Origin of the sequence: Serratia sp. NGAS9 (genome assembly GCF_009905295.1) — a bacterium.
GTDB lineage: Bacteria > Pseudomonadota > Gammaproteobacteria > Enterobacterales > Enterobacteriaceae > Serratia > Serratia bockelmannii.
Map to the genome: position 1 here is coordinate 2,173,241 of NZ_CP047605.1, position 22,448 is coordinate 2,195,688.

Annotated in this window: 23 protein-coding genes and 1 other annotated feature; of the genes, 20 read left to right on the top strand and 3 right to left on the bottom strand. The window is 57.5% G+C overall.

The window, feature by feature from the left end:
* Positions 1–81: 81 nt before the first annotated feature.
* Positions 82–381, bottom strand: coding sequence for a type V toxin-antitoxin system endoribonuclease antitoxin GhoS (gene ghoS / locus GUC32_RS10535; protein ID WP_342099760.1), 300 nt, complete (start codon positions 379–381; stop codon positions 82–84).
* A 109-nt stretch (positions 382–490) separates the two neighbouring features.
* Between ghoS and GUC32_RS10540 the strand changes: the two genes are divergently transcribed.
* The 6 genes from GUC32_RS10540 to GUC32_RS10565 all read left to right on the top strand — a co-directional run bounded on the left by GUC32_RS10540 (position 491) and on the right by GUC32_RS10565 (position 8,148).
* On the top strand, positions 491–1,156 hold the full coding sequence (locus tag GUC32_RS10540; protein ID WP_369435716.1) for a transglycosylase SLT domain-containing protein: 666 nt from the start codon (positions 491–493) through the stop codon (positions 1,154–1,156).
* A 307-nt stretch (positions 1,157–1,463) separates the two neighbouring features.
* Complete coding sequence (locus GUC32_RS10545; RefSeq protein ID WP_049295472.1) at positions 1,464–2,189, top strand: gluconate 2-dehydrogenase subunit 3 family protein; 726 nt, start codon at positions 1,464–1,466, stop codon at positions 2,187–2,189.
* Between the two features lie 2 nt (positions 2,190–2,191).
* Positions 2,192–3,973: a GMC family oxidoreductase gene (locus tag GUC32_RS10550; RefSeq protein WP_025302609.1), complete on the top strand. Its 1,782-nt coding sequence runs from the start codon at positions 2,192–2,194 to the stop codon at positions 3,971–3,973.
* 12 nt (positions 3,974–3,985) lie between these two features.
* Positions 3,986–5,323, top strand: a complete 1,338-nt coding sequence (locus GUC32_RS10555; protein ID WP_369435717.1) for a cytochrome c — start codon at positions 3,986–3,988, stop codon at positions 5,321–5,323.
* Between the two features lie 257 nt (positions 5,324–5,580).
* Complete coding sequence (locus GUC32_RS10560; RefSeq protein WP_025302611.1) at positions 5,581–6,864, top strand: serine/threonine protein kinase; 1,284 nt, start codon at positions 5,581–5,583, stop codon at positions 6,862–6,864.
* A 150-nt stretch (positions 6,865–7,014) separates the two neighbouring features.
* Positions 7,015–8,148: an ABC transporter substrate-binding protein gene (locus GUC32_RS10565; RefSeq protein ID WP_072627712.1), complete on the top strand. Its 1,134-nt coding sequence runs from the start codon at positions 7,015–7,017 to the stop codon at positions 8,146–8,148.
* 37 nt (positions 8,149–8,185) lie between these two features.
* Here GUC32_RS10565 and GUC32_RS10570 read toward each other — a convergent pair whose 3' ends face one another.
* A complete protein-coding gene (locus tag GUC32_RS10570) occupies positions 8,186–8,872 on the bottom strand; it encodes a MarC family NAAT transporter (protein ID WP_025302613.1) in 687 nt (228 codons plus the stop codon).
* A 107-nt stretch (positions 8,873–8,979) separates the two neighbouring features.
* Complete coding sequence (locus GUC32_RS10575) at positions 8,980–9,207, bottom strand: hypothetical protein (protein WP_025302614.1); 228 nt, start codon at positions 9,205–9,207, stop codon at positions 8,980–8,982.
* Between the two features lie 223 nt (positions 9,208–9,430).
* Here GUC32_RS10575 and GUC32_RS10580 point away from each other — a divergent pair, with 223 nt between their 5' ends.
* The 14 genes from GUC32_RS10580 to btuD all read left to right on the top strand — a co-directional run bounded on the left by GUC32_RS10580 (position 9,431) and on the right by btuD (position 22,367).
* Positions 9,431–10,480 (top strand): YrzE family protein, encoded by a 1,050-nt coding sequence (locus GUC32_RS10580; protein WP_025302615.1) that lies wholly within the window; start codon positions 9,431–9,433, stop codon positions 10,478–10,480.
* Between the two features lie 240 nt (positions 10,481–10,720).
* Positions 10,721–11,344 (top strand): hypothetical protein, encoded by a 624-nt coding sequence (locus GUC32_RS10585; RefSeq protein ID WP_149570162.1) that lies wholly within the window; start codon positions 10,721–10,723, stop codon positions 11,342–11,344.
* A 218-nt stretch (positions 11,345–11,562) separates the two neighbouring features.
* Positions 11,563–13,491 carry a threonine--tRNA ligase gene (thrS, locus tag GUC32_RS10590; RefSeq protein WP_025159696.1) on the top strand — a complete coding sequence of 643 codons (1,929 nt, stop codon included), beginning with the start codon at positions 11,563–11,565 and terminating at the stop codon, positions 13,489–13,491.
* Between the two features lie 3 nt (positions 13,492–13,494).
* Positions 13,495–14,046, top strand: a complete 552-nt coding sequence (gene infC / locus GUC32_RS10595) for a translation initiation factor IF-3 (protein ID WP_048233542.1) — start codon at positions 13,495–13,497, stop codon at positions 14,044–14,046.
* A gap of 98 nt (positions 14,047–14,144) precedes the next feature.
* On the top strand, positions 14,145–14,342 hold the full coding sequence (gene rpmI / locus GUC32_RS10600; protein WP_004931418.1) for a 50S ribosomal protein L35: 198 nt from the start codon (positions 14,145–14,147) through the stop codon (positions 14,340–14,342).
* 43 nt (positions 14,343–14,385) lie between these two features.
* Entirely contained in the window at positions 14,386–14,742 is a 357-nt protein-coding gene (gene rplT, locus GUC32_RS10605; RefSeq protein ID WP_004931417.1) for a 50S ribosomal protein L20, read from the top strand.
* A gap of 113 nt (positions 14,743–14,855) precedes the next feature.
* Positions 14,856–14,978, top strand: a sequence feature (Phe leader region).
* The gene (pheM, locus tag GUC32_RS10610) at positions 14,860–14,904 is read left to right on the top strand and encodes a pheST operon leader peptide PheM (RefSeq protein WP_121626058.1); all 45 of its coding nucleotides are present in this window, start codon (positions 14,860–14,862) and stop codon (positions 14,902–14,904) included. It overlaps the preceding feature by 45 nt.
* Positions 14,979–15,165: 187 nt before the next feature.
* Positions 15,166–16,149, top strand: a complete 984-nt coding sequence (gene pheS / locus GUC32_RS10615; RefSeq protein WP_025302617.1) for a phenylalanine--tRNA ligase subunit alpha — start codon at positions 15,166–15,168, stop codon at positions 16,147–16,149.
* Positions 16,150–16,163: 14 nt separating this feature from the next.
* On the top strand, positions 16,164–18,551 hold the full coding sequence (pheT, locus tag GUC32_RS10620) for a phenylalanine--tRNA ligase subunit beta (RefSeq protein ID WP_049205172.1): 2,388 nt from the start codon (positions 16,164–16,166) through the stop codon (positions 18,549–18,551).
* Positions 18,552–18,555: 4 nt separating this feature from the next.
* Entirely contained in the window at positions 18,556–18,852 is a 297-nt protein-coding gene (ihfA, locus tag GUC32_RS10625; protein WP_004931414.1) for an integration host factor subunit alpha, read from the top strand.
* A gap of 553 nt (positions 18,853–19,405) precedes the next feature.
* Positions 19,406–19,822: a DUF2502 domain-containing protein gene (locus GUC32_RS10630; RefSeq protein ID WP_025302619.1), complete on the top strand. Its 417-nt coding sequence runs from the start codon at positions 19,406–19,408 to the stop codon at positions 19,820–19,822.
* Between the two features lie 179 nt (positions 19,823–20,001).
* Complete coding sequence (btuC, locus tag GUC32_RS10635) at positions 20,002–21,009, top strand: vitamin B12 ABC transporter permease BtuC (RefSeq protein ID WP_025302620.1); 1,008 nt, start codon at positions 20,002–20,004, stop codon at positions 21,007–21,009.
* A 45-nt stretch (positions 21,010–21,054) separates the two neighbouring features.
* Positions 21,055–21,606, top strand: coding sequence for a glutathione peroxidase (locus GUC32_RS10640; RefSeq protein WP_025302621.1), 552 nt, complete (start codon positions 21,055–21,057; stop codon positions 21,604–21,606).
* Between the two features lie 5 nt (positions 21,607–21,611).
* The gene (gene btuD, locus GUC32_RS10645; protein WP_369435718.1) at positions 21,612–22,367 is read left to right on the top strand and encodes a vitamin B12 ABC transporter ATP-binding protein BtuD; all 756 of its coding nucleotides are present in this window, start codon (positions 21,612–21,614) and stop codon (positions 22,365–22,367) included.
* The last annotated feature ends 81 nt before the right edge of the window (positions 22,368–22,448 follow it).

Consider the following 22,448-nt stretch of genomic DNA (forward strand, 5'->3'; position numbering starts at 1 on the left):
GAAGTCAAGCGTCACTTGCCCACCGCCGGCGGGGTATTTCTCCAACTGAAAAAATAATACCGTCCGGGGAGTTATAGCATTTTATGTATCAGTATGTAACCGCTGAAGGTAGTCCTCACAGGCGCATATCGTCACCTCCGGCTGTTTTCCCAATGCCAACTGCCCGAACCCCTGCGCCAGGCGCAGTACATCCTCTTGATCCAGCACGGTTATGAACGCGAAACTGTTGCTGCCGAGCTCATGGTGAACGCCATTTTCGTCTGTCACCGACGTGACAAAACCTTCGCGCGTCAATTGCCCGGTCAGCTTCGCCAGGTCGGTTAATCCCGATTCCTGATAGCGAAAAGTCACCACAAAGCAGTTTGTTGCAGATTGACTCATAAATCACCTCTTGGTATATGGATAGCTTGAGATTAGCCCAAAAAATTACTGCAGGTGTCCTTACAAGTTGTATATGCTACGCAACTCATTGAAAGGAGTGAGGGATTCTGTGAAAACAAAAATAGGTTGCCTTACGGCAATTTTGCTTTTGTCGGGGTGCGCCAAAGACCCGCAAACGGCAAGCAATATTTCAGGCAGTGGCACAACGCGCGGCGGTTGGTTAAAACCCGCTCCGCAGGCACCGGTAAACCGCACAGGCACCCCGGTTGCTTATAACGATTACATTCGTCAGGCCGCCAGCAACTACGGCGTTGACGAAACGCTGATTAAAGCGATTATTCAGGTGGAGTCCGGGTTTAACCCGAACGTGGTCAGCACCTCGAACGCAGTGGGATTGATGCAGCTTAAGGCTTCTACCGCCGGCCGCGACGCCTATCGCATGAAAGGACGAAACGGGCAACCCAGCTCGCGTGAGCTGAAGGATCCGGCGGTCAATATTGATCTGGGAACGGCCTATATCAATATTCTTCAAAGCCAGCAGCTAGCCGGGATCAACAACCCTCAGACTCTGCGTTATGCCACCATCGTTTCGTACGTGAACGGGGCGGGTGCCATGTTACGCACCTTCTCCTCGGACAAGCGTGTGGCGGTGAATCGCATCAATCAGATGAGTCCGGACGAGTTTTATCAGCACATCCAGAAAAAGCACCCCGCACCGCAGGCGCCGCGCTATTTGTGGAAGGTGACCACCGCCTACCAGGCGATGTCGCAGTAACCCTCTCTTTTGTCGAATCGGCCGCTGAACGCGGCCGATTTTGTTTATGGCGCCGCTTAAGAGCACGACGCACCTCTCATTTTTCGTTATTTCCTCACCGGTTATCAGAAAAACCGCACAAAAAGTTAAATTTACGTTAGCAGATAAATCTTTACGTTCATTCAATAAGTTACCGGTAACATTTTTGCATTTGCTCGCATTCTGACCTTCAATAAATAGACAAATAAGTAACAAATTATTTTAAAAACCCGTATCGACCGCAAGGTTGCGGTTAAATAGTTGTGACTATCTTTGGATGGAATGTGACATGTCGAATCATAAAACCAACAATTCGCGGCGCGATTTCTTGTTGAAATCGATGACCTTAATTCCTGCGGCGGTAATTGGTGGCAGTGGCGTTGGCGCGCTGACGGCACCGGCACCAGCGGTCGCGGCCCCGAACACTTCAACGCAGAACGATTACCAACCGACCTTTTTCACCCCGGAAGAGTGGGCCTTCATCAAGGCCGCCGTCGCGCGCCTGATCCCGGCCGACGAACGCGGCCCTGGCGCACTGGAAGCCGGCGTACCGGAGTTTATCGATCGCCAGATGAATACCCCATACGCCACCGGCTCCATCTGGTACATGCAGGGGCCATTCAACCCCGATGTGCCGAAGGAGATGGGTTATCAGCTGCCGCTGGTGCCCAAGCAAATCTACAACCTCGGCATCAGTGACGCCGACGCCTACAGCAAGAAAACCGCCGGCAAGCCCTTCGCCGAACTGGATGGCGCGCAGCAAGACGCCATGCTGCAAAAGTTCGAGTCCGGCGAGGCGGAGTTCCAGCAGCTGCCGTCGAAACTGTTCTTCTCCTATCTGTTGCAAAACACCCGCGAAGGTTTCTTCAGCGATCCTATCCATGGCGGCAACAAAGACATGGTGGGCTGGAAGCTGATTAATTTTCCGGGCGCGCGCGCCGATTTTATGGACTGGGTTGAGCGAGGGGAGCGTTATCCCTTCCCGCCGGTCTCGATTCGTGGGGAGAGGGGCTGATCATGGCAACGGTAATGAAAAAAGTAGATGCGGTGATCGTCGGTTTCGGCTGGGTGGGCGCGATCATGGCCAAAGAGCTGACCGAGGCCGGCCTCAACGTGGTGGCGTTGGAGCGTGGCCCGATGCGCGACACCTATCCGGACGGTTCTTATCCGCAGGTGATCGACGAGCTGACCTATAACATCCGCCGCAAACTGTTCCAGGATCTGTCGAAAAGCACCGTCACCATTCGCCACAACAGCAGCCAGACCGCGGTGCCTTACCGCCAGCTGGCGGCGTTCCTGCCGGGCACCGGCGTTGGCGGTGCCGGCCTGCACTGGTCGGGCGTGCATTTTCGCGTTGATCCGATCGAACTGCGCATGCGCAGCCACTATGAAGAGCGCTACGGCAAAAACTTCATTCCGAAGGACATGACCATCCAGGACTTCGGCGTGACCTACGACGAGCTGGAACCGTTCTTCGATAAAGCGGAGAAAGTGTTCGGCACCTCCGGCACCGCCTGGACCATCAAAGGGCAGAAAGTGGCGCAGAAGGGCGGCAACCGCTTTGCGGCGGATCGTTCCAGCGACTTCCCGCTGCCGGCGCAGAAAAATACCTACTCCGCCCAGCTGTTCGAGAAAGCGGCGCTGGAGGTGGGTTATCACCCTTACAACCTGCCGTCCGCCAACACCTCGGACTCTTACACCAACCCGTACGGCGCGCAGATGGGCCCGTGCAACTTCTGCGGTTTCTGCAGCGGCTACGCCTGCTACATGTATTCCAAGGCCTCGCCGAACGTCAACATCTTGCCGGCGCTGCGCATGGAGAAACGTTTCGAGCTGCGCACCAACGCCAACGTGCTGAAGGTCAACCTGACCGACGACAAATCCCGCGCCACCGGCGTGAACTACGTCGATGCGCAGGGCCGCGAGATTGAACAGCCGGCCGATCTGGTGATCCTGGGCGCGTTCCAGTTCCACAACGTGCACCTGATGCTGCTGTCCGGCATCGGCAAGCCTTACGATCCGGTGACCGGCGAAGGCGTGGTCGGGCGCAACTTCGCCTACCAGAACATGACCACCATCAAGGCGTTCTTCGATAAAGACGTGTTCACCAACCCGTTCATCGGCGCCGGCGGCAACGGCGTGGGCGTGGACGACTTCAACGCCGATAACTTCGACCATGCCAAAGAAGGCTTCGTCGGCGGTTCGCCGTTCTGGGTCAACCAGGCTGGCACCAAGCCGATCTCCGGCCTGCCGACGCCTCCGGGCACCCCGGCCTGGGGCAGCAAATGGAAAGCGGCGGTGGCGGATGCCTACACCCACCACGTTTCGATGGACGCCCACGGCGCGCACCAGTCGTACCGCAACAACTATCTGGATCTCGATCCCAACTACAAGAACGTCTTTGGCCAGCCGCTGCTGCGCATGACGTTCGACTGGCAGGAAAACGACATCAAGATGGCGCAGTTCATGTACGACAAGATGGCGCCGATCGCCAAGGCGATGAACCCGAAACTGATCGCCGGCAGCCCGAAAAACGCCAACAGCCACTTCGACACCACCAGCTACCAGACCACCCATATGAACGGCGGCGCGGTAATGGGGGAAGATCCGAAGACCAGCGCGGTCAACCGCTATCTGCAGAGCTGGGACGTGCACAACGTGTTCTCGATCGGCGCATCGGCCTTCCCGCAAGGGCTGGGCTACAACCCGACCGGCACCGTGGCGGCGCTGGCTTACTGGTCTGCCCGCGCCATTCGCGAGCAGTATCTGAAAAACCCAGGCCCATTGGTGCAGGCATAAGGACGGCGAACGATGAAAGCATTTGTACCGGCACTGGTTCTCAGTGCAGTGAGTTTTTCCGTTTGGGCGCAGGACGCCACCGTCAGCAGCGAGCTGATCAAGCGCGGTGAATACCTGGCGCGCGCCGGCGACTGCGTGGCTTGCCACACCGACGGCAAGAGCGGCAAAACCTTCGCCGGCGGTCTGGCGATGGAGACGCCGATCGGCACCATCTACTCGACCAACATTACGCCGGACAAGAAAACCGGCATCGGCGATTACAGCTTCGAGGATTTCGACAACGCGGTGCGTAAGGGCGTAGCCAAAAACGGCAGCACCCTGTACCCGGCGATGCCGTACCCGTCGTTCGCGCTGGTGAAAGAGGACGACATGCGCGCCATGTATGCCTATTTCATGCACGGCGTGCAGCCGGTGGAGCAGGCCAACAAGGACTCCGACATCCCGTGGCCGCTGTCGATGCGCTGGCCGCTGAGCATCTGGCGCGGCATGTTCGCGCCGTCGCCGGCGGATTTCGTCGCTGACGCCAAGGCCGATCCGGTGATTGAGCGCGGCCGCTACCTGGTGGAAGGCCTGGGCCACTGCGGTGCCTGCCATACCCCGCGCAGCATCACCATGCAGGAAAAAGCGCTGAGCAACAGCGAAAGCGACGACTACCTGTCCGGCAGCAACGCGCCGATCGACGGCTGGGTGGCTTCCAGCTTGCGCAGCGACCGTAAGGATGGCCTGGGCAGCTGGAACGAAGCCGAGCTGACCGAGTTCCTGAAAACCGGCCGTAACGACAAGGCGATCGTGTTTGGCGGCATGAGCGACGTGGTGGAGCACAGCCTGCAATACCTGAGCGACGACGATCTGACCGCCATCGCCCGCTACCTGAAATCGCTGCCGCCGAAAGACGGCAAGCAGCAGGCGGCGCCGGTCGAAGACAGCGTGGCCAAGGATCTGTGGCGCGGTGACGACAGCAAGCCCGGCGCGGCGCTGTATGTCGATAACTGCGCGGCCTGCCACCGCACCGACGGCGTGGGCTATAAGCGCGCCTTCCCGTCGCTGAAGGGCAACCCGGTGGTGCAGACCGAGGACGCGACCTCGCTGATCCACATCGTGCTGACCGGTAACACCACGCCGGCGGTGCAGGGCGCGGTGTCCAACATCACCATGCCGCCGTTTGGCTGGCGTCTGAACGATCAGCAGGTGGCGGACGTGGTGAACTTCATCCGTACCAGCTGGGGCAACAGCGCCAAACCGGTGGGCGCCTCCGACGTGGCCGACGTGCGTAAAGACCGCTCGATGATCCGCGACGAGAAGGAGATGGGCAGCGCCGAGGTGCCGGACCATCCGGACGCGAAGAAGTAAACCGCTTAAGGGCTCCGCAAGGAGCCCTTAGTTTTTCCTGCCCGTGCCGGTTTTTTCAGCATTTTCTGTTCGCAAATCATCCGTTCAGCCGATAAAACATAGACCCGCAGCGGATTTTTCATTATCCTTTGCCGTCCTTTCATCAGGCGTAAGTATGAAATATCGCTTTAATTCACTGATTACTATTAAAAAATTCGCGGAGAAGGATATCCCGTTAGGCGCAATCGTTGGCGCTGCAGATTAAGGTAGACTGTCTCATGAGTACGATTTCTCCCGATTCAGGCACGCTGACGGCCGCTCAGCCTGCCAAATGGAACAAAACCGACACCGTCTGGATGTTCGGTCTCTATGCCACCGCGGTGGGCGCCGGCACATTGTTCTTGCCGATCAACGCCGGTTTGAACGGCCCGCTGGTGCTGCTGTTGATGGCGCTGTTCGCTTTCCCGTTGACCTATTTGCCGCACCGCGCGCTCAGCCGCTTCGTGCTTTCTGGCTCCAGCCGCGACGGCAATATTCACGATGTGGTGGTGGAACACTTCGGCGTGCTGGCCGGAAAAATCATCATGATGCTGTATCTGATGGCGTTCTTCCCGATCGTGCTGGTGTACAGCATTTCGATCACCAACGCGCTGGACAGCTTCCTGATCCACCAGTTCCACGTGGCGCCGCTGCCGCGTATCTGGCTGAGTCTGGCGGTGGTCGTAGTGCTCAATCTGGTGCTGCTGCGTGGCAAAGACAGCATCGTGGCGGCGATGGGCATGCTGGTGTTCCCGCTGCTGGTGTTCCTGATGGGTATTTCGCTGTACCTGATGCCGAGCTGGAATACCGCCAACTTCGTGCACGGCCTGGCCACCACCCGCTTCGACACGCCGGGGCTGTGGCATTCACTGTGGCTGGCGGTGCCGGTGATGGTGTTTTCCTTCAGCCATGCGCCGATCATTTCCTCCTTCGCCTCGACCCAGAAGAGCCTGTATGGCGACAAGGCGGAGCGCCGCTGCGCGCGCATCATGCGCTACAGCTATGTGCTGATCTGCGTTACCGTGCTGTTTTTCGTGTTCAGCTGCGTGCTGAGCCTGTCCCATGAAGACATGCAGCAGGCGAAAGATCAGAACATCACGGTGCTGACCACGCTGGCCAACAAGTTTTCCAACCCGCTGATCGCCTATCTCGGCCCGGTGATGGCAATGCTGGCAATGGCTAAATCCTATCTCGGCACCTCGCTGGGGGTGACGGAAGGGGCGACCAGCCTGATCGATGGCGTCACGCGCGCGGTCGGCAAGCCGCTCAGCTCGTGCATGACGCACCGCATCTCGGCGGTGGCACTGTTCCTGCTCACCTGGGCGGCGACGGTGTGGAACCCCAGCGCGCTGCACATCATCGAAACCATCAGCGGCCCGCTGATTGCAGCGATCCTGTTCATCCTGCCGATGTACGCGGTGCGTGCGGTGCCGGCCATGCGCCAATATCGCGCGGCGAGCAACGTCTTCGTGCTGGTGATGGGCTTGATTGCGCTGTCGGCGCTGATCTACGGCCTGATGTGATCCCCTGGGCGCGCCGGCTCCGGTGCGCCTCTTATCCTTCCTTTACACATCCCTTTGCAATTAATCGCCGGCATGCTGGGCGTTATCTTTGATAATGCAAGCCATTCTCATTAGTATTTCCTGAATGTATTCATGACTAAGGAGTCTTTCGTGCACCGTCGAATCACTTTGCCGGCGCTGGTCTGCGCCGCCTTACTCGCCTCTCCGGCGATGGCCACTACCTATCCGTTGACCCTGACCGACACCTCTGGCCAGACGGTCACCCTCCCGCAGGAGCCGAAACGCATCGTGGTGCAGGACGGGCGCGACATTCTCACGCTGGCGCTGCTCGATCGCGCCAACCCGTTCGGCCGGCTGGTGGCCTGGAATAACCTGCTGAAGAAAAGCGACGCGGCGACCTGGGAAATCTTGCAGAGCAAATGGCCGGCGGCGAAAAACATCATCGATATGGGATTCAGCGATAAAGGCGAAGTGAATCTGGAGAGCGTGATCGCCAAGCGCCCCGATCTGATGATCGCCCAGCTGCGCTCCAAGCCTTCGCTGAGCCAAACCGGCGTGCTGGATAAGCTGAAGGCGCTGAACGTGCCGGTGCTGTTTATCGATACCATGCTCAAGCCGGTGGAAAACACGCCGAAAAGCGTGACGCTGTTGGGGGAAACCCTCAACCGTGAAAGCGAAGCCAAGCAATATACCGATTATTATCAGCAGCATTATCAGGCCATTCTGGCCAAAACGCAGGCGGTGGCACCCAAACCGTTGGTGTTCTTCGAAGCCAAGGCCGGCCTGAATGGCCTGGAATCTTGCTGCTTCACCCATGCGCACGTCGGCTGGGGGGCACTGGTCGAGGCGGTCGGCGCGCGCAACATCGGCTCTGCGCTGCTGCCGGGTGCGACCGGCGACGTGGCGCTGGAAAAAGTGATCGCTATGAAACCGGATGCGTATATCGTTTCCGGCTCGCAGTGGGCCAGCAAGACCAACGCCGCGGTGCCGTTCGGCTATGGCGTCACGCAGCAGCAGGTGGATGAGGCCTTCAACCGCATGAAGCAGCGCCCGGGGTTCTCGCAGGTGTCGGCGGTGAAGGAAGGGCGGTTCTACGGCATCTACCATAACTTCTACAACCACCCGTACAACATCGTCGGGCTGGAGTATCTGGCGAAGTTTATCTATCCGGCGCAGTTCCCGGATTTGGATCCGGCCAAGACCTACAGCGAGATCCTCAGTCGCTTTACCGAAGTGCCGGAAGGCAAGGGCATTTTGGGCGCGCAGGCGCCGGCGGGGAAATAACGGCAACGGGCGCGACGATCGCGCCCGTTTTGTATGATCAGGCGGTCGGTGTATAGGTGGAGATGATCTCCAGCACGCCGTTGATGATGAACTGAACGCCCATGCACACCAGCAGGAACCCCATCAGGCGCGAGATCGCCTCGATGCCGCTTTTCCCCACCAACCGCATGATGGCGCCGGAACTGAGCAGGCAGGCCCACAGGATCACCGCGACCGTCAGGAAGATGGCGACCGGCGCCACGGCCAACACCCAGGGTTCAAAGCCCAGCGAGTTCGCTTTGACGCTCGATGCCGAGCTGATGATCATCGCGATGGTGCCCGGCCCGGCGGTGCTCGGCATGGCCAGCGGCACGAAGGCGATGTTGGCCGACGTCTTGTGGCGCAGCTCGTGCGACTTGCTCTCCACCTCCGGCGCGTCTTCGGGGCTCTGCTGCGGGAACAGCATGCGAAAACCGATGAAGGCGACGATCAGGCCGCCGGCGATGCGCAGGCCGGGGATCGAAATGCCGAAGGTGTTCATCACCACCTGCCCGGCGTAAAACGCCACCGTCATGATGCAGAACACATAAACCGAGGCCATCAGCGACTGCTGATTACGCTCTTCGCGCGTCATATTGCCGGACAACCCGAGCAGCAACGCCACCGTGGTCAGCGGGTTGGCCAGCGGCAACAGCAGCACCAAACCCAGTCCGATGGCCTGGAATAACTGCAAAATACCCGTCATAAAATAGACTCCCTGTGCAACGTTCAAGCCGCCAAACGGCGGCCCATGAGCTGAACAGCCTAGCCTGCCGTACGCCTGGCGGCAATGGGGATAGCTCGTAACGTTAATTAACCGTCGGCCCGGGCGTTCAGCGTCGCCGGCCGGCGAAATTCGTCGGCGGGAGCCTCATCGTCATCGCCGCACTCGCCGGCGAGCTCAGGTTCATCCTCACACCCCAGCGGCGCCTCGTTGACCGCGATCGCGCGCGGCACCGAACGCGCGCCAAAATGCACCAGCCCATATAACGTCGCCAATGCCGCGCACGCCACGATGAGGGCTGCGAGTAACCGGTTCATGTTTTGCGCTAAGACCCTGTTCACTGGTGGATAGCGTAAGAATAGTGATGCTAAGACGGTCTGTCAGCGTATCGCCGCTGAGAGTAGACGCACTCTTGATGTTATTATCATTAATTATTTTTAACTGTTTTCACCCTTTAACCGCCTGATTGATGAAGCGAGTCTATAATGGTAAGGCTTTCTGGCATTTCTTTATAATCGAAAACTTAAAAGGAGTTTTACTATGGAAGTGGCAAAAGAATGGGTAGCGGCGAAAAAAATCTCCTGGGGCAGCGTCATCGGCGGCGTGATCACCGTATTGGCTGTTTCACTGCTGCTGTCGACGTTAGGCACCAGTCTTGGATTCTCCATCGTGGATCCGACATCAGACGATCCGATAAACGGCGCCGGTACCACCGTAGTGATTTGGTCCGCTGTTTCAATCATTATTAGTTTGGCCGCCGGCGCTTTTATTGCTGGGCGTTTGGCTGCTAATGACGGACTTATTCATGGCTTCCTGGTCTGGGCTACGTCACTGATTGTGGCGGCGGTGCTGGGTGGGATGCTGGTCGGGTCTGCAGTGAAGGCGACCGGCAATGCGCTGGGCGCTATCGCTTCGACCTCCGGCAGCTTGCTCTCCGGCGCCGGTTCAGCGATTGGCAAAGGGGCATCCGGATTGGCGGACGCCGGCGGTAAAGTGTTTGACAAGTTGGGCATTGACACAACCTTGGAACCTGAACAGCTGCAAGGCGATGTGGTTACGGCGCTTAAAAAAAGCGGTATCCCGTCATTGCAGCCTGAATTCATGCAACAGCAGTTGAATGCGGCCAAAACTGATTTGGCGGACGCAGTAAAAGCCCTGGCACTTCAGCCTGACAATAGCGACGCCATTATTAATCAACTGGTCGCCAAGCTTAAAAAACAGGGTGAGGTCATCTCGCAAGATGTGGATCAAGACGCCCTGAAAAAGGCCTTGGCAGAAAATACCGATATGACGCCGCAGGAAGTGGACCAGACGGTGAAGAATTTGGTCGAAGCCAAAAATAAAACTGCACAGCTGGTTAATCAGCGTTTGGATGACGCCGAAGCAAAAATCAATCAGGCAAAACAGGAGTATGTGGAGCTGAAACAGAAGGCGCGCGAACAGGCTGCCGCTGCTGCAGACGAATTGTCGCGGGCTGCATTATGGTCATTCTTTGCGCTGTTGATTGGCGCAGTGGTCAGTGCGTTGGCAGGCTTGTGGGGCGTTAACACCAATGCCCGCCGTATCGCGGTATCACCTGCGCAGGCGTAATCTTCGGGCTCCTTTGCTCGTCTCGATGATGGAGGGATGAGAGCCTGGAATATTGACGACGATGAAGTGACAGCCAGGAAAGACTGGCCCCACCCCGGCCCAGGTGCCGGGGTTTTTTTATTGTTTCGGCGTAATTAACGACCACCTTTCGCGTGGCTCAGGGCATTAGGCACCAATTGCCACGATCCCTGAGAACAGGTGGATACCATAGATGCGCTGTAAATAATAATGAGTGTGATTATGAAACAAGAACTGCATCTTTTACTGGGGAAAATCGGCGCATTCGCGCTTTCCGCCGCCTTCATGGCGGCATTGGTCGGCCTGGTGTTTATCGATGTGCACTGGCTGCATAACTTCGTTCATGAAACCTCGCTGACCGAAGCGGCACAGGAACTGTTGCTGCTCGCCATCTCCGGCGGTTTTTTCGCCGCGGCCCGGCGACAGGCCGAGCGGCGTTCCGCCTGGCTGCTGGTTGGCGGCTTCTTTCTCTGCATGCTGATCCGCGAGATGGACTTCGCGTTCGATGCGTTGTGGCATGGCGCCTGGGTGTGGTTCGCACTGGCGGTCGCCTTGGCCTGCCTGTGGCATGCTGCAAGGCATATTGCGGCCACGGTGCGCGGTCTGGCCTATTTCGTGACGCATCCCGGCTACGGCATGATGTGCGCCGGCCTGCTGTGCATTCTGGTGTTTTCACGCCTGTTCGGCATGAGCGCGCTGTGGCAAACGCTGATGCTGGACGGCTACAACCGAGTGGTGAAAAACATGGTGGAAGAGGGGTGCGAACTGTTGGGCTACGGCCTGTGTCTGTTGGCTACCCTCAGCTATCTGAAAGGCGTTTTTGCGGCGAATGAGGCGGAAGTGTGAGGGCGGCGGCACTTTATTTATCCGGAACAATTTTAGTGATACTATTCGCTTAGCCGAATGCGGCTGAGAAGGTATGCGTTCCATTCTGTATACCCAGTGAGGTTTCAATCTGGCAATTGTGGGCGAGATCTGAAACCTGGCTGACCAAACCCAAAATCCAATTTTCGTACTGCATGTGATCTGTCGTGTGGGTCACCACTGTAGATAAGGAATTATTAATGCCTGTTATTACCCTTCCTGACGGAAGTCAGCGTCATTTCGACCACCCCGTTTCCCCGATGGATGTCGCGCGCGATATCGGCCCTGGCCTGGCGAAAGCCTGTATCGCCGGCCGCGTCAACGGCGAGCTGGTTGACGCCGGCGATCTGATCGAATCGGATGCGCAGTTGGCCATCATCACCATCAAAGATGAAGACGGTCTGGAAATCATGCGCCACTCCTGCGCGCACCTGCTGGGTCATGCGATCAAGCAGCTGTGGCCGGATACCAAAATGGCGATCGGTCCGGTGATCGACAACGGTTTTTATTATGACGTGGACATCGACCGCACCCTGACGCAGGAAGACCTGGATCTGCTGGAAAAGCGGATGCACGAGTTGGCCGATAAGGATTACGACGTCATCAAGAAGAAGGTCAGCTGGCAAGAAGCCCGTGACACCTTCGCTGAGCGCGGCGAAATCTATAAAGTGGCGATCCTGGATGAGAACATCAGCCATGACGATCGTCCGGGTCTGTATCACCACGAAGAATACGTCGACATGTGCCGCGGCCCGCACGTGCCGAACATGCGTTTCTGCCACCATTTCAAACTGCAGAAAACCTCCGGCGCTTACTGGCGCGGCGACAGCAAAAACAAAATGCTGCAGCGTATCTACGGTACCGCCTGGGCAGACAAGAAGCAGCTGAACGCCTACCTGCAGCGTCTGGAAGAAGCGGCCAAGCGCGATCACCGCAAGATCGGCAAACAGCTCGACCTGTATCACATGCAGGAAGAAGCGCCGGGTATGGTGTTCTGGCACAACGACGGTTGGACTATCTTCCGCGAGCTGGAAGCCTTCGTGCGCATGAAGCTCAAAGAGTATCAGTACCAGGAAGTGAAAGGTCCGTTCATGATGGACCGCGTGCTGTGGGAAAAAACCGGCCACTGGGAAAACTACAAAGACGCCATGTTCACCACCGCGTCGGAAAACCGCGAATACTGCATCAAGCCGATGAACTGCCCGGGTCACGTGCAGATCTTCAACCAGGGCCTGAAGTCGTACCGTGATTTGCCGCTGCGCATGGGTGAATTCGGCAGTTGCCACCGCAACGAGCCTTCGGGTTCACTGCACGGCTTGATGCGCGTGCGCGGCTTCACGCAGGATGACGCCCACATCTTCTGTACCGAAGAGCAGGTGCGCGCCGAAGTGAACGAATGTATCCGCATGGTGTATGATGTGTACGGCACTTTCGGCTTCGACAAGATCGCCGTCAAGCTGTCCACGCGTCCGGAAAAACGCATCGGCACCGACGACATGTGGACCCGTGCGGAAGAAGACCTGGCCGCCGCGCTGACCGAGAACGGCATTCCGTTTGAATATCAGCCGGGTGAGGGCGCCTTCTACGGACCGAAAATTGAATTTACCCTGCATGATTGTTTGGATCGCGCATGGCAATGTGGTACCGTGCAGCTCGATTTCTTCTTGCCGGGCCGTTTGGGCGCATCGTACGTTGGCGAAAACAACGATCGCGTCGTGCCGGTAATGATTCACCGCGCCATTTTGGGCTCCATGGAACGCTTCATCGGTATCCTTACCGAAGAATACGCCGGGTTCTACCCGACCTGGATCGCTCCGGTGCAGGTGGTGGTGATGAATATCACCGATAGCCAGTCTGATTACGTCCAGCAATTGACCAAAAAACTGCAGGATGCAGGTATTCGCGTGAAAGCGGACTTGAGAAATGAGAAGATTGGCTTTAAAATTCGCGAACATACTTTACGTCGAGTCCCTTACATGTTGGTGTGCGGTGACAAAGAGGTCGAAGCAGGCAAAGTTGCCGTTCGTACCCGCCGTGGCAAAGACTTGGGAAGCCTGGACGTAAACGAAGTCGTAGACAAGCTGCTGAAAGAGATTCGCAGCCGTAGTCTTCATCAACTGGAGGAATAAAGTATTAAAGGCGGAAAACGAGTTCAACCGGCGCGTCCTAATCGCATTAACAGAGAAATTCGCGCGCAAGAAGTTCGCCTAACCGGCGTCGATGGCGAGCAGATTGGTATTGTCAGTCTGAATGAAGCTCTTGAAAAAGCTGAGGAAGCGGGCGTTGATTTAGTAGAAATCAGCCCAAATGCCGAACCGCCAGTTTGCCGAATCATGGATTACGGCAAATTCCTCTACGAGAAGAGCAAGTCGACGAAAGAACAGAAGAAGAAGCAAAAAGTTATCCAGGTTAAGGAAATCAAATTCCGTCCTGGCACCGATGATGGCGACTATCAGGTCAAACTACGCAACCTGATTCGCTTTCTGGAAGATGGCGATAAAGCCAAAATCACCCTGCGTTTCCGTGGGCGTGAGATGGCGCACCAGCAGATCGGTATGGAAGTGCTTAACCGCGTCCGTAAAGACCTGTGTGAAGATATGGATCTGGCAGTGGTCGAATCCTTCCCTACGAAGATCGAAGGCCGCCAGATGATTATGGTGCTCGCTCCTAAGAAGAAACAGTAAGGCTTACAAGTAATGGAACCCGCGCGGCGCTTGCGCTGTGTGGGTTTTATTCGCCCAACTGATTCGTTGTTTAACAATGCGAAGTGGATTTAATTAAAATGCCAAAGATTAAAACTGTACGTGGTGCAGCCAAGCGCTTCAAAAAAACCGGCAGCGGTGGTTTTAAGCGTAAACATGCCAACCTGCGTCATATTCTGACCAAAAAAGCAACCAAGCGTAAACGTCACCTGCGTCCGAAAGGCATGGTGTCTAAAAACGATCTGGTCCTGGTTACCGCGTGCCTGCCGTACGCATAAGCCATTTTTTTTGAATTTAGAATAAGACTTTAGGAGAGAGCATATGGCTCGCGTAAAACGTGGTGTAATTGCACGCGCACGTCACAAGAAAATTATGAAGCAGGCGAAAGGTTACTACGGTGCCCGTTCGCGCGTATATCGTGTTGCCTTCCAGGCAGTAATCAAAGCAGGCCAGTATGCTTACCGTGACCGTCGTCAACGTAAGCGTCAGTTCCGTCAGCTGTGGATTGCACGTATCAACGCAGCTGCTCGTCAGAACGGTCTGTCTTACAGCAAGTTCATCAACGGCTTGAAAAAAGCGTCGATCGAAATTGACCGTAAGATCCTGGCTGACATCGCAGTCTTCGACAAAGTGGCCTTCGGCGCACTGGTTGAGAAAGCGAAAGCAGCTCTGGCGTAAGTCAGTAGAAGAGGGAGCTTGCTCCCTCTTTTAATCTTTGTTTTCAGCGACAAATATTGACTTTCATTGCCCGCCGCTATATCACTGGTGGTCAATCATCGACAAGGTACCGCAATCATGCACGCAGCTATTTTTCGTTTCTTTTTTTACTTTAGCGCCTGATTTCAGGAGGCTTTGCGCGTAAGAAAAGAAACGAAAAGTAGCGCCTAAGCCTCCCTCGTGGAGGCTTTTTTGTTTTTGGCCATCGGCTCGCCTTGCAAAGCGTTGCGGTGAGAACGGCGGGTACTCAGCCGGCCCTGTGCCGCGCAGGTGAGCCATCCGGCCGACAACGCATTGAAAAGTCTTTGAAGATTGCTCAAAGGCGTGTTCGAATAATAGATAACAATTACTTAGGGCCATCCCGGCCAGAGGAAGAGGAAAGCAATGCCACATCTCGCAGAGCTGGTTGCCAGTGCCAAGGCAGCCGTAGAAGATGCCCAGGATATTGCCGCGTTAGATTTGGTACGCGTCGAATATTTTGGCAAGAAAGGTCATTTCACCTTGCAGATGCAGTCTCTGCGCGACGTACCGGCGGAGGACCGCCCGGCGGCCGGCGCGGTGATCAACCAGGCCAAGCAAGAGGTGCAAGACGCCCTGAACGCGCGCAAGAACGCGCTGGAAAGCGCCGCGCTGAACGCGCGCCTGGCGGCTGAAACCATCGACGTCTCCCTGCCGGGCCGTCGCATGGAAAACGGCGGTTTGCATCCGGTGACCCGCACCATCGACCGTATCGAAACCTTCTTCGGCGAGCTGGGCTTCTCCGTTGCCACCGGCCCGGAGATTGAAGACGATTACCATAACTTCGACGCACTGAACATTCCAGGGCATCACCCGGCGCGCGCCGACCACGATACCTTCTGGTTCGACGCCACGCGCCTGCTGCGCACCCAGACTTCCGGCGTGCAGATCCGCACCATGAAGAACCAGCAGCCGCCGATCCGCATCATTGCGCCGGGCCGCGTTTATCGTAATGACTACGATCAGACCCACACCCCAATGTTCCACCAGATGGAAGGGCTGATCGTCGATAAAGACATCAGCTTCACCAACCTGAAGGGCACGCTGCACGATTTCCTGAACAACTTCTTTGAAGAAGACCTGCAGGTTCGTTTCCGTCCGTCCTACTTCCCGTTCACCGAACCGTCCGCTGAAGTGGACGTGATGGGCAAGAACGGCAAATGGCTAGAAGTGCTGGGCTGCGGCATGGTGCATCCGAACGTGCTGCGCAACGTGGGCATCGATCCGGAAGTTTACTCCGGCTTCGCCTTCGGCATGGGCATGGAGCGCCTGACGATGCTGCGTTACGGCGTCACCGACCTGCGCGCATTCTTCGAAAACGATCTGCGTTTCCTCAAACAGTTTAAGTAAGGCGGGAATATCACATGAAATTCAGTGAACTCTGGTTGCGCGAGTGGGTAAACCCGGCCATCAGCAGCGAAGCATTATCCGATCAAATCACCATGGCCGGTCTGGAAGTGGACGGCGTGGACCCGGTTGCCGGCGCGTTTAACGGCGTTGTGGTGGGCGAAGTGGTCGAGTGCGGCCAACACCCGAACGCCGACAAACTGCGCGTCACCAAGGTTAACGTAGGCGGCGATCGCCTGCTCGACATCGTCTGCGGCGCGCCGAACTGCCGTACCGGCCTGAAAGTGGCGGTCGCCACCGTGGGTGCAGTGCTGCCGGGCGATTTCAAAATCAAGGCCGCCAAGCTGCGCGGCGAACCTTCGGAAGGCATGCTGTGCTCGTTCTCCGAGCTGGGCATTTCCGACGATCATGACGGCATCATTGAGCTGCCGCTGGATGCGCCAATCGGCACCGACATCCGTGACTATCTGAAACTGAACGACAACACCATCGAGATCAGCGTTACCCCGAACCGCGCCGACTGCCTGGGCATCATCGGCGTTGCGCGTGACGTGGGCGTACTGAACCAGGTTGCGCTGACCGAGCCGGACATGAGCCCGGTGGCCGCCACCATCGACGCCACGCTGCCGATCCGCGTTGACGCGCCGCAGGCGTGCCCGCGTTATCTGGGCCGCGTGGTGAAAGGCATCGACGTCAAGGCGCCAAGCCCGCTGTGGATGCGTGAAAAACTGCGTCGTTGCGGTATCCGTTCTATCGATGCCGTCGTCGACGTCACCAACTATGTGCTGTTGGAACTTGGCCAGCCGATGCACGCCTTCGATCTGAGCCGCATCGACGGCGGCATCGTGGTGCGCATGGCGGAAGAAGGGGAAACCTTGACGCTGCTGGACGGTAACGAAGCCAAACTGAACGCCGACACCTTAGTGATCGCCGATCATCAAAAAGCGTTGGCGATGGGCGGCATCTTCGGCGGCGAGCATTCCGGCGTCAACGGGGAAACCCAGGACGTGCTGCTGGAGTGCGCTTTCTTCAGCCCGCTGTCGATCACCGGCCGTGCACGCCGTCACGGCCTGCACACCGATGCTTCTCATCGCTATGAGCGCGGTGTCGATCCGGCGCTGCAGTACAAAGCGATGGAGCGCGCCACGCGCCTGCTGCTCGACATCTGTGGCGGCCAGGCCGGTCCGATTATTGACGTGACCGATGAAAACGAATTGCCGAAGCGCGCCACCATCACGCTGCGCCGCGAGAAGTTGGATCGCCTGATCGGCCACGTGGTGCCGAGTGAGCAGGTCAGCGACATTCTGCGCCGCCTGGGTTGTCAGGTGACCGAGCAGGGCGACAGCTGGCAAGCGATCGCGCCGAGCTGGCGTTTCGATATGGAGATCGAAGAGGATCTGGTGGAAGAAGTGGCGCGTGTTTACGGCTACGACAACATCCCGGATGTGCCGGTGCGTGCCGATCTGGTGATGACCCAGCATCGCGAAGCCGATCTGACGCTCAAGCGCGTGAAGACCATGCTGGTCGATCACGGTTATCAGGAAGCGATCACCTATAGCTTCGTCGATCCGAAAGTGCAGGCGTTGCTGCATCCGAATGAAGAAGCGCTGATCCTGCCGAGCCCGATTTCGGTCGAAATGTCGGCCATGCGTCTGTCGCTGTGGACCGGCCTGCTGTCCGCGGTAGTGTACAACCAGAACCGCCAGCAGACGCGTCTGCGCCTGTTCGAAAGCGGCCTGCGCTTTGTGCCTGATAGTGCGGCAAATCTGGGTATCCGTCAGGACGTCATGCTGGCAGGCGTGATCGCCGGCCATACGCACGATGAACATTGGGATCTGGCGCGCAAGCCCGTCGACTTCTATGATTTAAAAGGGGATCTGGAGTCTGTCCTCGAGCTGACCGGTAAATTATCCGAAATTCAGTTCCGGGCGGAAGCCAATCCGGCCCTGCATCCAGGGCAAAGTGCGGCGATTTATTTGCACGGCGAACGCGTTGGTTTCATCGGTGTGGTTCACCCGGAACTTGAACGTAAACTGGATCTTAACGGCCGCACCGTGGTGTTTGAACTGGAGTGGAACAAGCTTGCGAGCCGCGCCGTGCCTCAGGCGCGGGAGATTTCGCGCTTCCCGGCAAACCGCCGTGATATCGCTGTTGTGGTGGCTGAAAACGTCCCCGCAGAAGATATTTTGGCCGAGTGTAAGAAAGTTGGCGCAAATCAGGTAGTTGGCGTAAACTTGTTTGACGTGTACCGTGGCAAGGGCGTGGCAGAAGGTGACAAGAGCCTGGCTATCAGTCTGGTATTGCAGGATACCGCTCGTACACTGGAAGAAGAGGAGATAGCCGCTACCGTTGCAAAATGCGTAGAGGCTCTAAAACAGCGATTCCAAGCATCCTTGAGGGATTGAACCTATGGCGCTTACTAAAGCTGAAATGTCAGAACACCTGTTTGAGAAGCTTGGGCTTAGCAAACGGGACGCCAAAGACCTGGTGGAACTGTTCTTTGAAGAGGTCCGTCGGGCCCTTGAGAATGGCGAACAGGTAAAACTGTCGGGTTTTGGCAACTTTGATCTGCGTGACAAGAACCAACGTCCGGGGCGTAACCCGAAGACCGGCGAAGACATTCCGATTACGGCGCGCCGCGTGGTGACCTTCCGTCCGGGGCAGAAGCTGAAAAGCCGGGTAGAAAACGCCAGCCCGAAAGGGTGAGTGACGTGACATCAAAAAAGGCCGCTTGCGCGGCCTTTTTCTTTTCTGGGACAAAATTCAGTTTATTCCTAATTCTCAAGGCGACTATTAAATTTGTTCGTTAAGTCGGTATGGAGGGATTAATTTAACCTCAGTTGCGGAATATTCTTATATCTTATTATTGTTGATGAGTGAATCTATTTTCTCTCCTCAGTAACGGCCGTAATAATGGCCAGGGCCATCGCCGCGGTGGCCGCCGCCCCAGTGAGGGCCCCAGCAGCAGGCGCTGAGGCTTGAGGCCAAGGCTACAACGGCTAACAACCTACCTATACGTTTAATCATTTTATTATCCTCCGATGGGAATCCAGTTAATTATAATTGTCGCGTCGCTTAAGCGATGTCAGCAATTCGTTAAGCCTTGTCAGTGGCTATGATAATTAAAGGCGGCGGCAAACAGTGTAGGGATTGTGTAAGGCCGTCGAAAACGATCTGAAAATAGGTATCGATGAGATAGTCGTTAAATAAATGCGCTGATATAACCACTGCAGCAAGAAAAATAGAGTGAGAAGGTAAAATGAAAAAAATCCTGTTGCTGGTGTGTATCCCGCTGTTGCTGCCGCTGGCGGCGCAGGCCGATGTGTCCGTCGATATCAACGTGCCGGGCGTTTCTCTGCACCTGGGGGATCAGGACCGCCGCGGCTACTACTGGGATGGCTACGACTGGCGCCCACCGCAGTGGTGGCATGCGCACCAGGGCCGAGGTCTGGGGGAGCGCAATGCGCGCGGTCTGTACTGGGACGGCGGACGCTGGCAACCTTCGCCGCCGCGTGGCTATGAACATCGCCAGCCGGCACGCAGCGGCAATCCGTTCCACGGCGATCGCGATAATCGCGACCACGACCGCCGTCATGACGATCGTGGTGACCATGACCGCCGTGATGACGCCCGCGGTCAGCCTTATCCACCGGGCAACGCCGGCCCGCATCGTTAATCCCTGAGTTTATCGGCGGCTGGTTTTGCCATCATCGTTGCGATGACGGGCAGGACCAGCCGCTGCTTTCCTGCGCCATCGCCTACGCAAGGCTTCCCCTTGCGGCGTTAACCCCCTAATATTCGACTCAGACGTCAATTATCCGGCCACGACAGCGGCCGGCAGGGAATCGCCGCGCCATGCCAACCAGCCGTACCTTCACCTTACTGTTGCAACATCAACGTTACTGCGATAAACGCCAGGTCAGTCTGTTGGCGCTGGGCGTGGCGGTGGCTTTACTGTTCAGCCTTTGCGCCGGCGACCAATGGATATGGCCGTCAGAATGGTTCAGCGAACGGGCGCAACTGTTCGTTTGGCAACTGCGTTTGCCGCGCGCGCTGGCGGTGATGCTGGTCGGCGCGGCCCTGGCGGTGGCGGGCGCGGTGATGCAGGCGCTGTTTGAAAACCCGCTGGCGGAGCCCGGTCTGCTGGGCGTCGCTAACGGCGCCGGTGTCGCGCTGGTGCTGACGGTGTTGTTGGGGCACGGTTTGTTGCCGGTGGCGCTGATGAGCGCCGCCGCGATAGTCGGTGCGCTGGCGATGACTTTCTTGCTGTTGGGCTTTGCTCGCCGGCGACGCTTGACCAATGCGCGGTTGTTGCTGGTCGGCGTGGCGCTGGGCATCGTGTGTAGCGCGCTGATGACCTGGGCCGTTTATTTCAGTACCAGTCTCGATCTGCGGCAGCTGATGTACTGGATGATGGGCGGCTTCGGCGGCGTAGACTGGCGCCAAAAGTGGCTGGTGCTGGCGCTGCTGCCGGTGTTGCTGTGGCTGTGTGGCCAGGGGCGGGTGCTCAATCTGATGGCGCTGGGCGAGGTGCAGGCGCGACAGCTCGGGCTGTCGCTGCATCTGTGGCGCAATCTGCTGGTGCTGGCGATCGGCTGGCTGGTCGGTGTCAGCGTGGCGCTGGCCGGGGTGATCGGCTTCGTCGGCCTAGTGATCCCGCATATTTTGCGGCTCACGGGCCTGACTGACCAACGCTATCTGTTGCCGGCCTGCGCGCTGGCGGGGGCCGGCGTGTTGCTGGTGGCCGATGTGGTGGCCCGCGTTGCGCTGCTGGCGGCCGAGCTGCCGATCGGCGTGGTGACCGCCACGCTGGGGGCGCCGCTATTTATCTGGTTACTGACCCGGACAAAGGGCGTAAGGTAGTTTTCTTTATTCACCTGCCATTAAAAAACCAAAGGATGACAACCGATGAGTAAGCCAATCTACAATCTGCCGTTACAGACTATCGAGAATCAGGCCACCACGCTGGGGAGCTATCAGGACAAGGTGCTGCTGGTGGTCAACGTAGCCTCGGAGTGCGGCCTGACCAAGCAGTACGAAGGGCTGGAAGCGCTGTACGAAACCTATCGCGATCGGGGGCTGGAAGTTCTGGGGTTCCCGTCCAATGAATTTCTGGGTCAGGAGCCGGGCAGCAACGAAGAGATCCTGGCGTTTTGCCGCGGAACCTTCGGCGTGCAATTCCCGATGTTCGCCAAGATTGAGGTGAACGGCGAAGGCCGTCATCCGCTGTATCAGGCGTTGATTGCCGCCCAGCCGGAAGCTGTCGCCCCGGAAGGCAGCGAGTTCCTGGCGCGGATGACCAGCAAAGGGCGTGCGCCGAAGCACACCGGCGATATTCTGTGGAACTTCGAGAAATTCCTTATCGCACGCGACGGCACGGTGATCCAGCGCTTCTCGCCTGACACCACGCCAGAGGATCCGGCGCTGGTGGCGGCGGTGAAACAAGCGCTGGCGGGATAATACGGATGCTGCAACTCGTTGAGGTTGGGGTGGCGGGGCGCCTGGCGCCTTTTACGGCACAGATTGACGGCGGGTTGCAGGTTCACCTGATCGGCCCAAATGGCGCAGGGAAGAGCACCTTGCTGGCCCGGGCGGCGGGCATGCTGCCGGGGCAGGGCGAAGTCTGCCTGGACGGACGCGCGCTGTCCGGTTATTCGGGCGACGAGCTGGCGCACCGACGCGGTTATCTCAGCCAGCAACAGCCGCCGGTGTCGCTCATGCCGGTGTTTCAGTATTTGGCGTTGCACCGGCCTGCCGGCGCGGCGCAAACCGAGATGGAGCAAGCCATCCTCTATCTGTGCCAGCGGTTGAAGCTGGTGGATAAACTGTCACGCATGCTGGCGCAGCTTTCCGGCGGAGAATGGCAACGGGTGCGACTGGCGGCGGTATTGCTGCAGGTGTGGCCCAGCGTCAACCCGCATAGCCGATTGTTGTTGCTGGATGAACCGACCAATAGCCTGGATGTGGCGCAAAAGGTTGCGCTGGATCGCCTGCTGCGCGAATTCTGCCAAAGTGGGCGCAGCGCGCTAGTGTGTGCGCACGATCTGAATCATACCCTGCAGCAGGCCGATCGGGTTTGGTTGTTGCACGCTGGGCAGTTGGTCGCGCAGGGCATCACCCGTGAGGTGATGGTGCCCGCACTGTTGTCGCAGATCTATGAAGTGGATTTCCACCTGCAATGGGTGGGGAACCAGCGTTGGATCATGACCCGCACGGCTTAATTCGCCCCGGCGGCATAAATGTAAACGAAAACTAAACGTAGTGAATATAAATAGCCGGGTAATCATCGGCTATTATTGTGC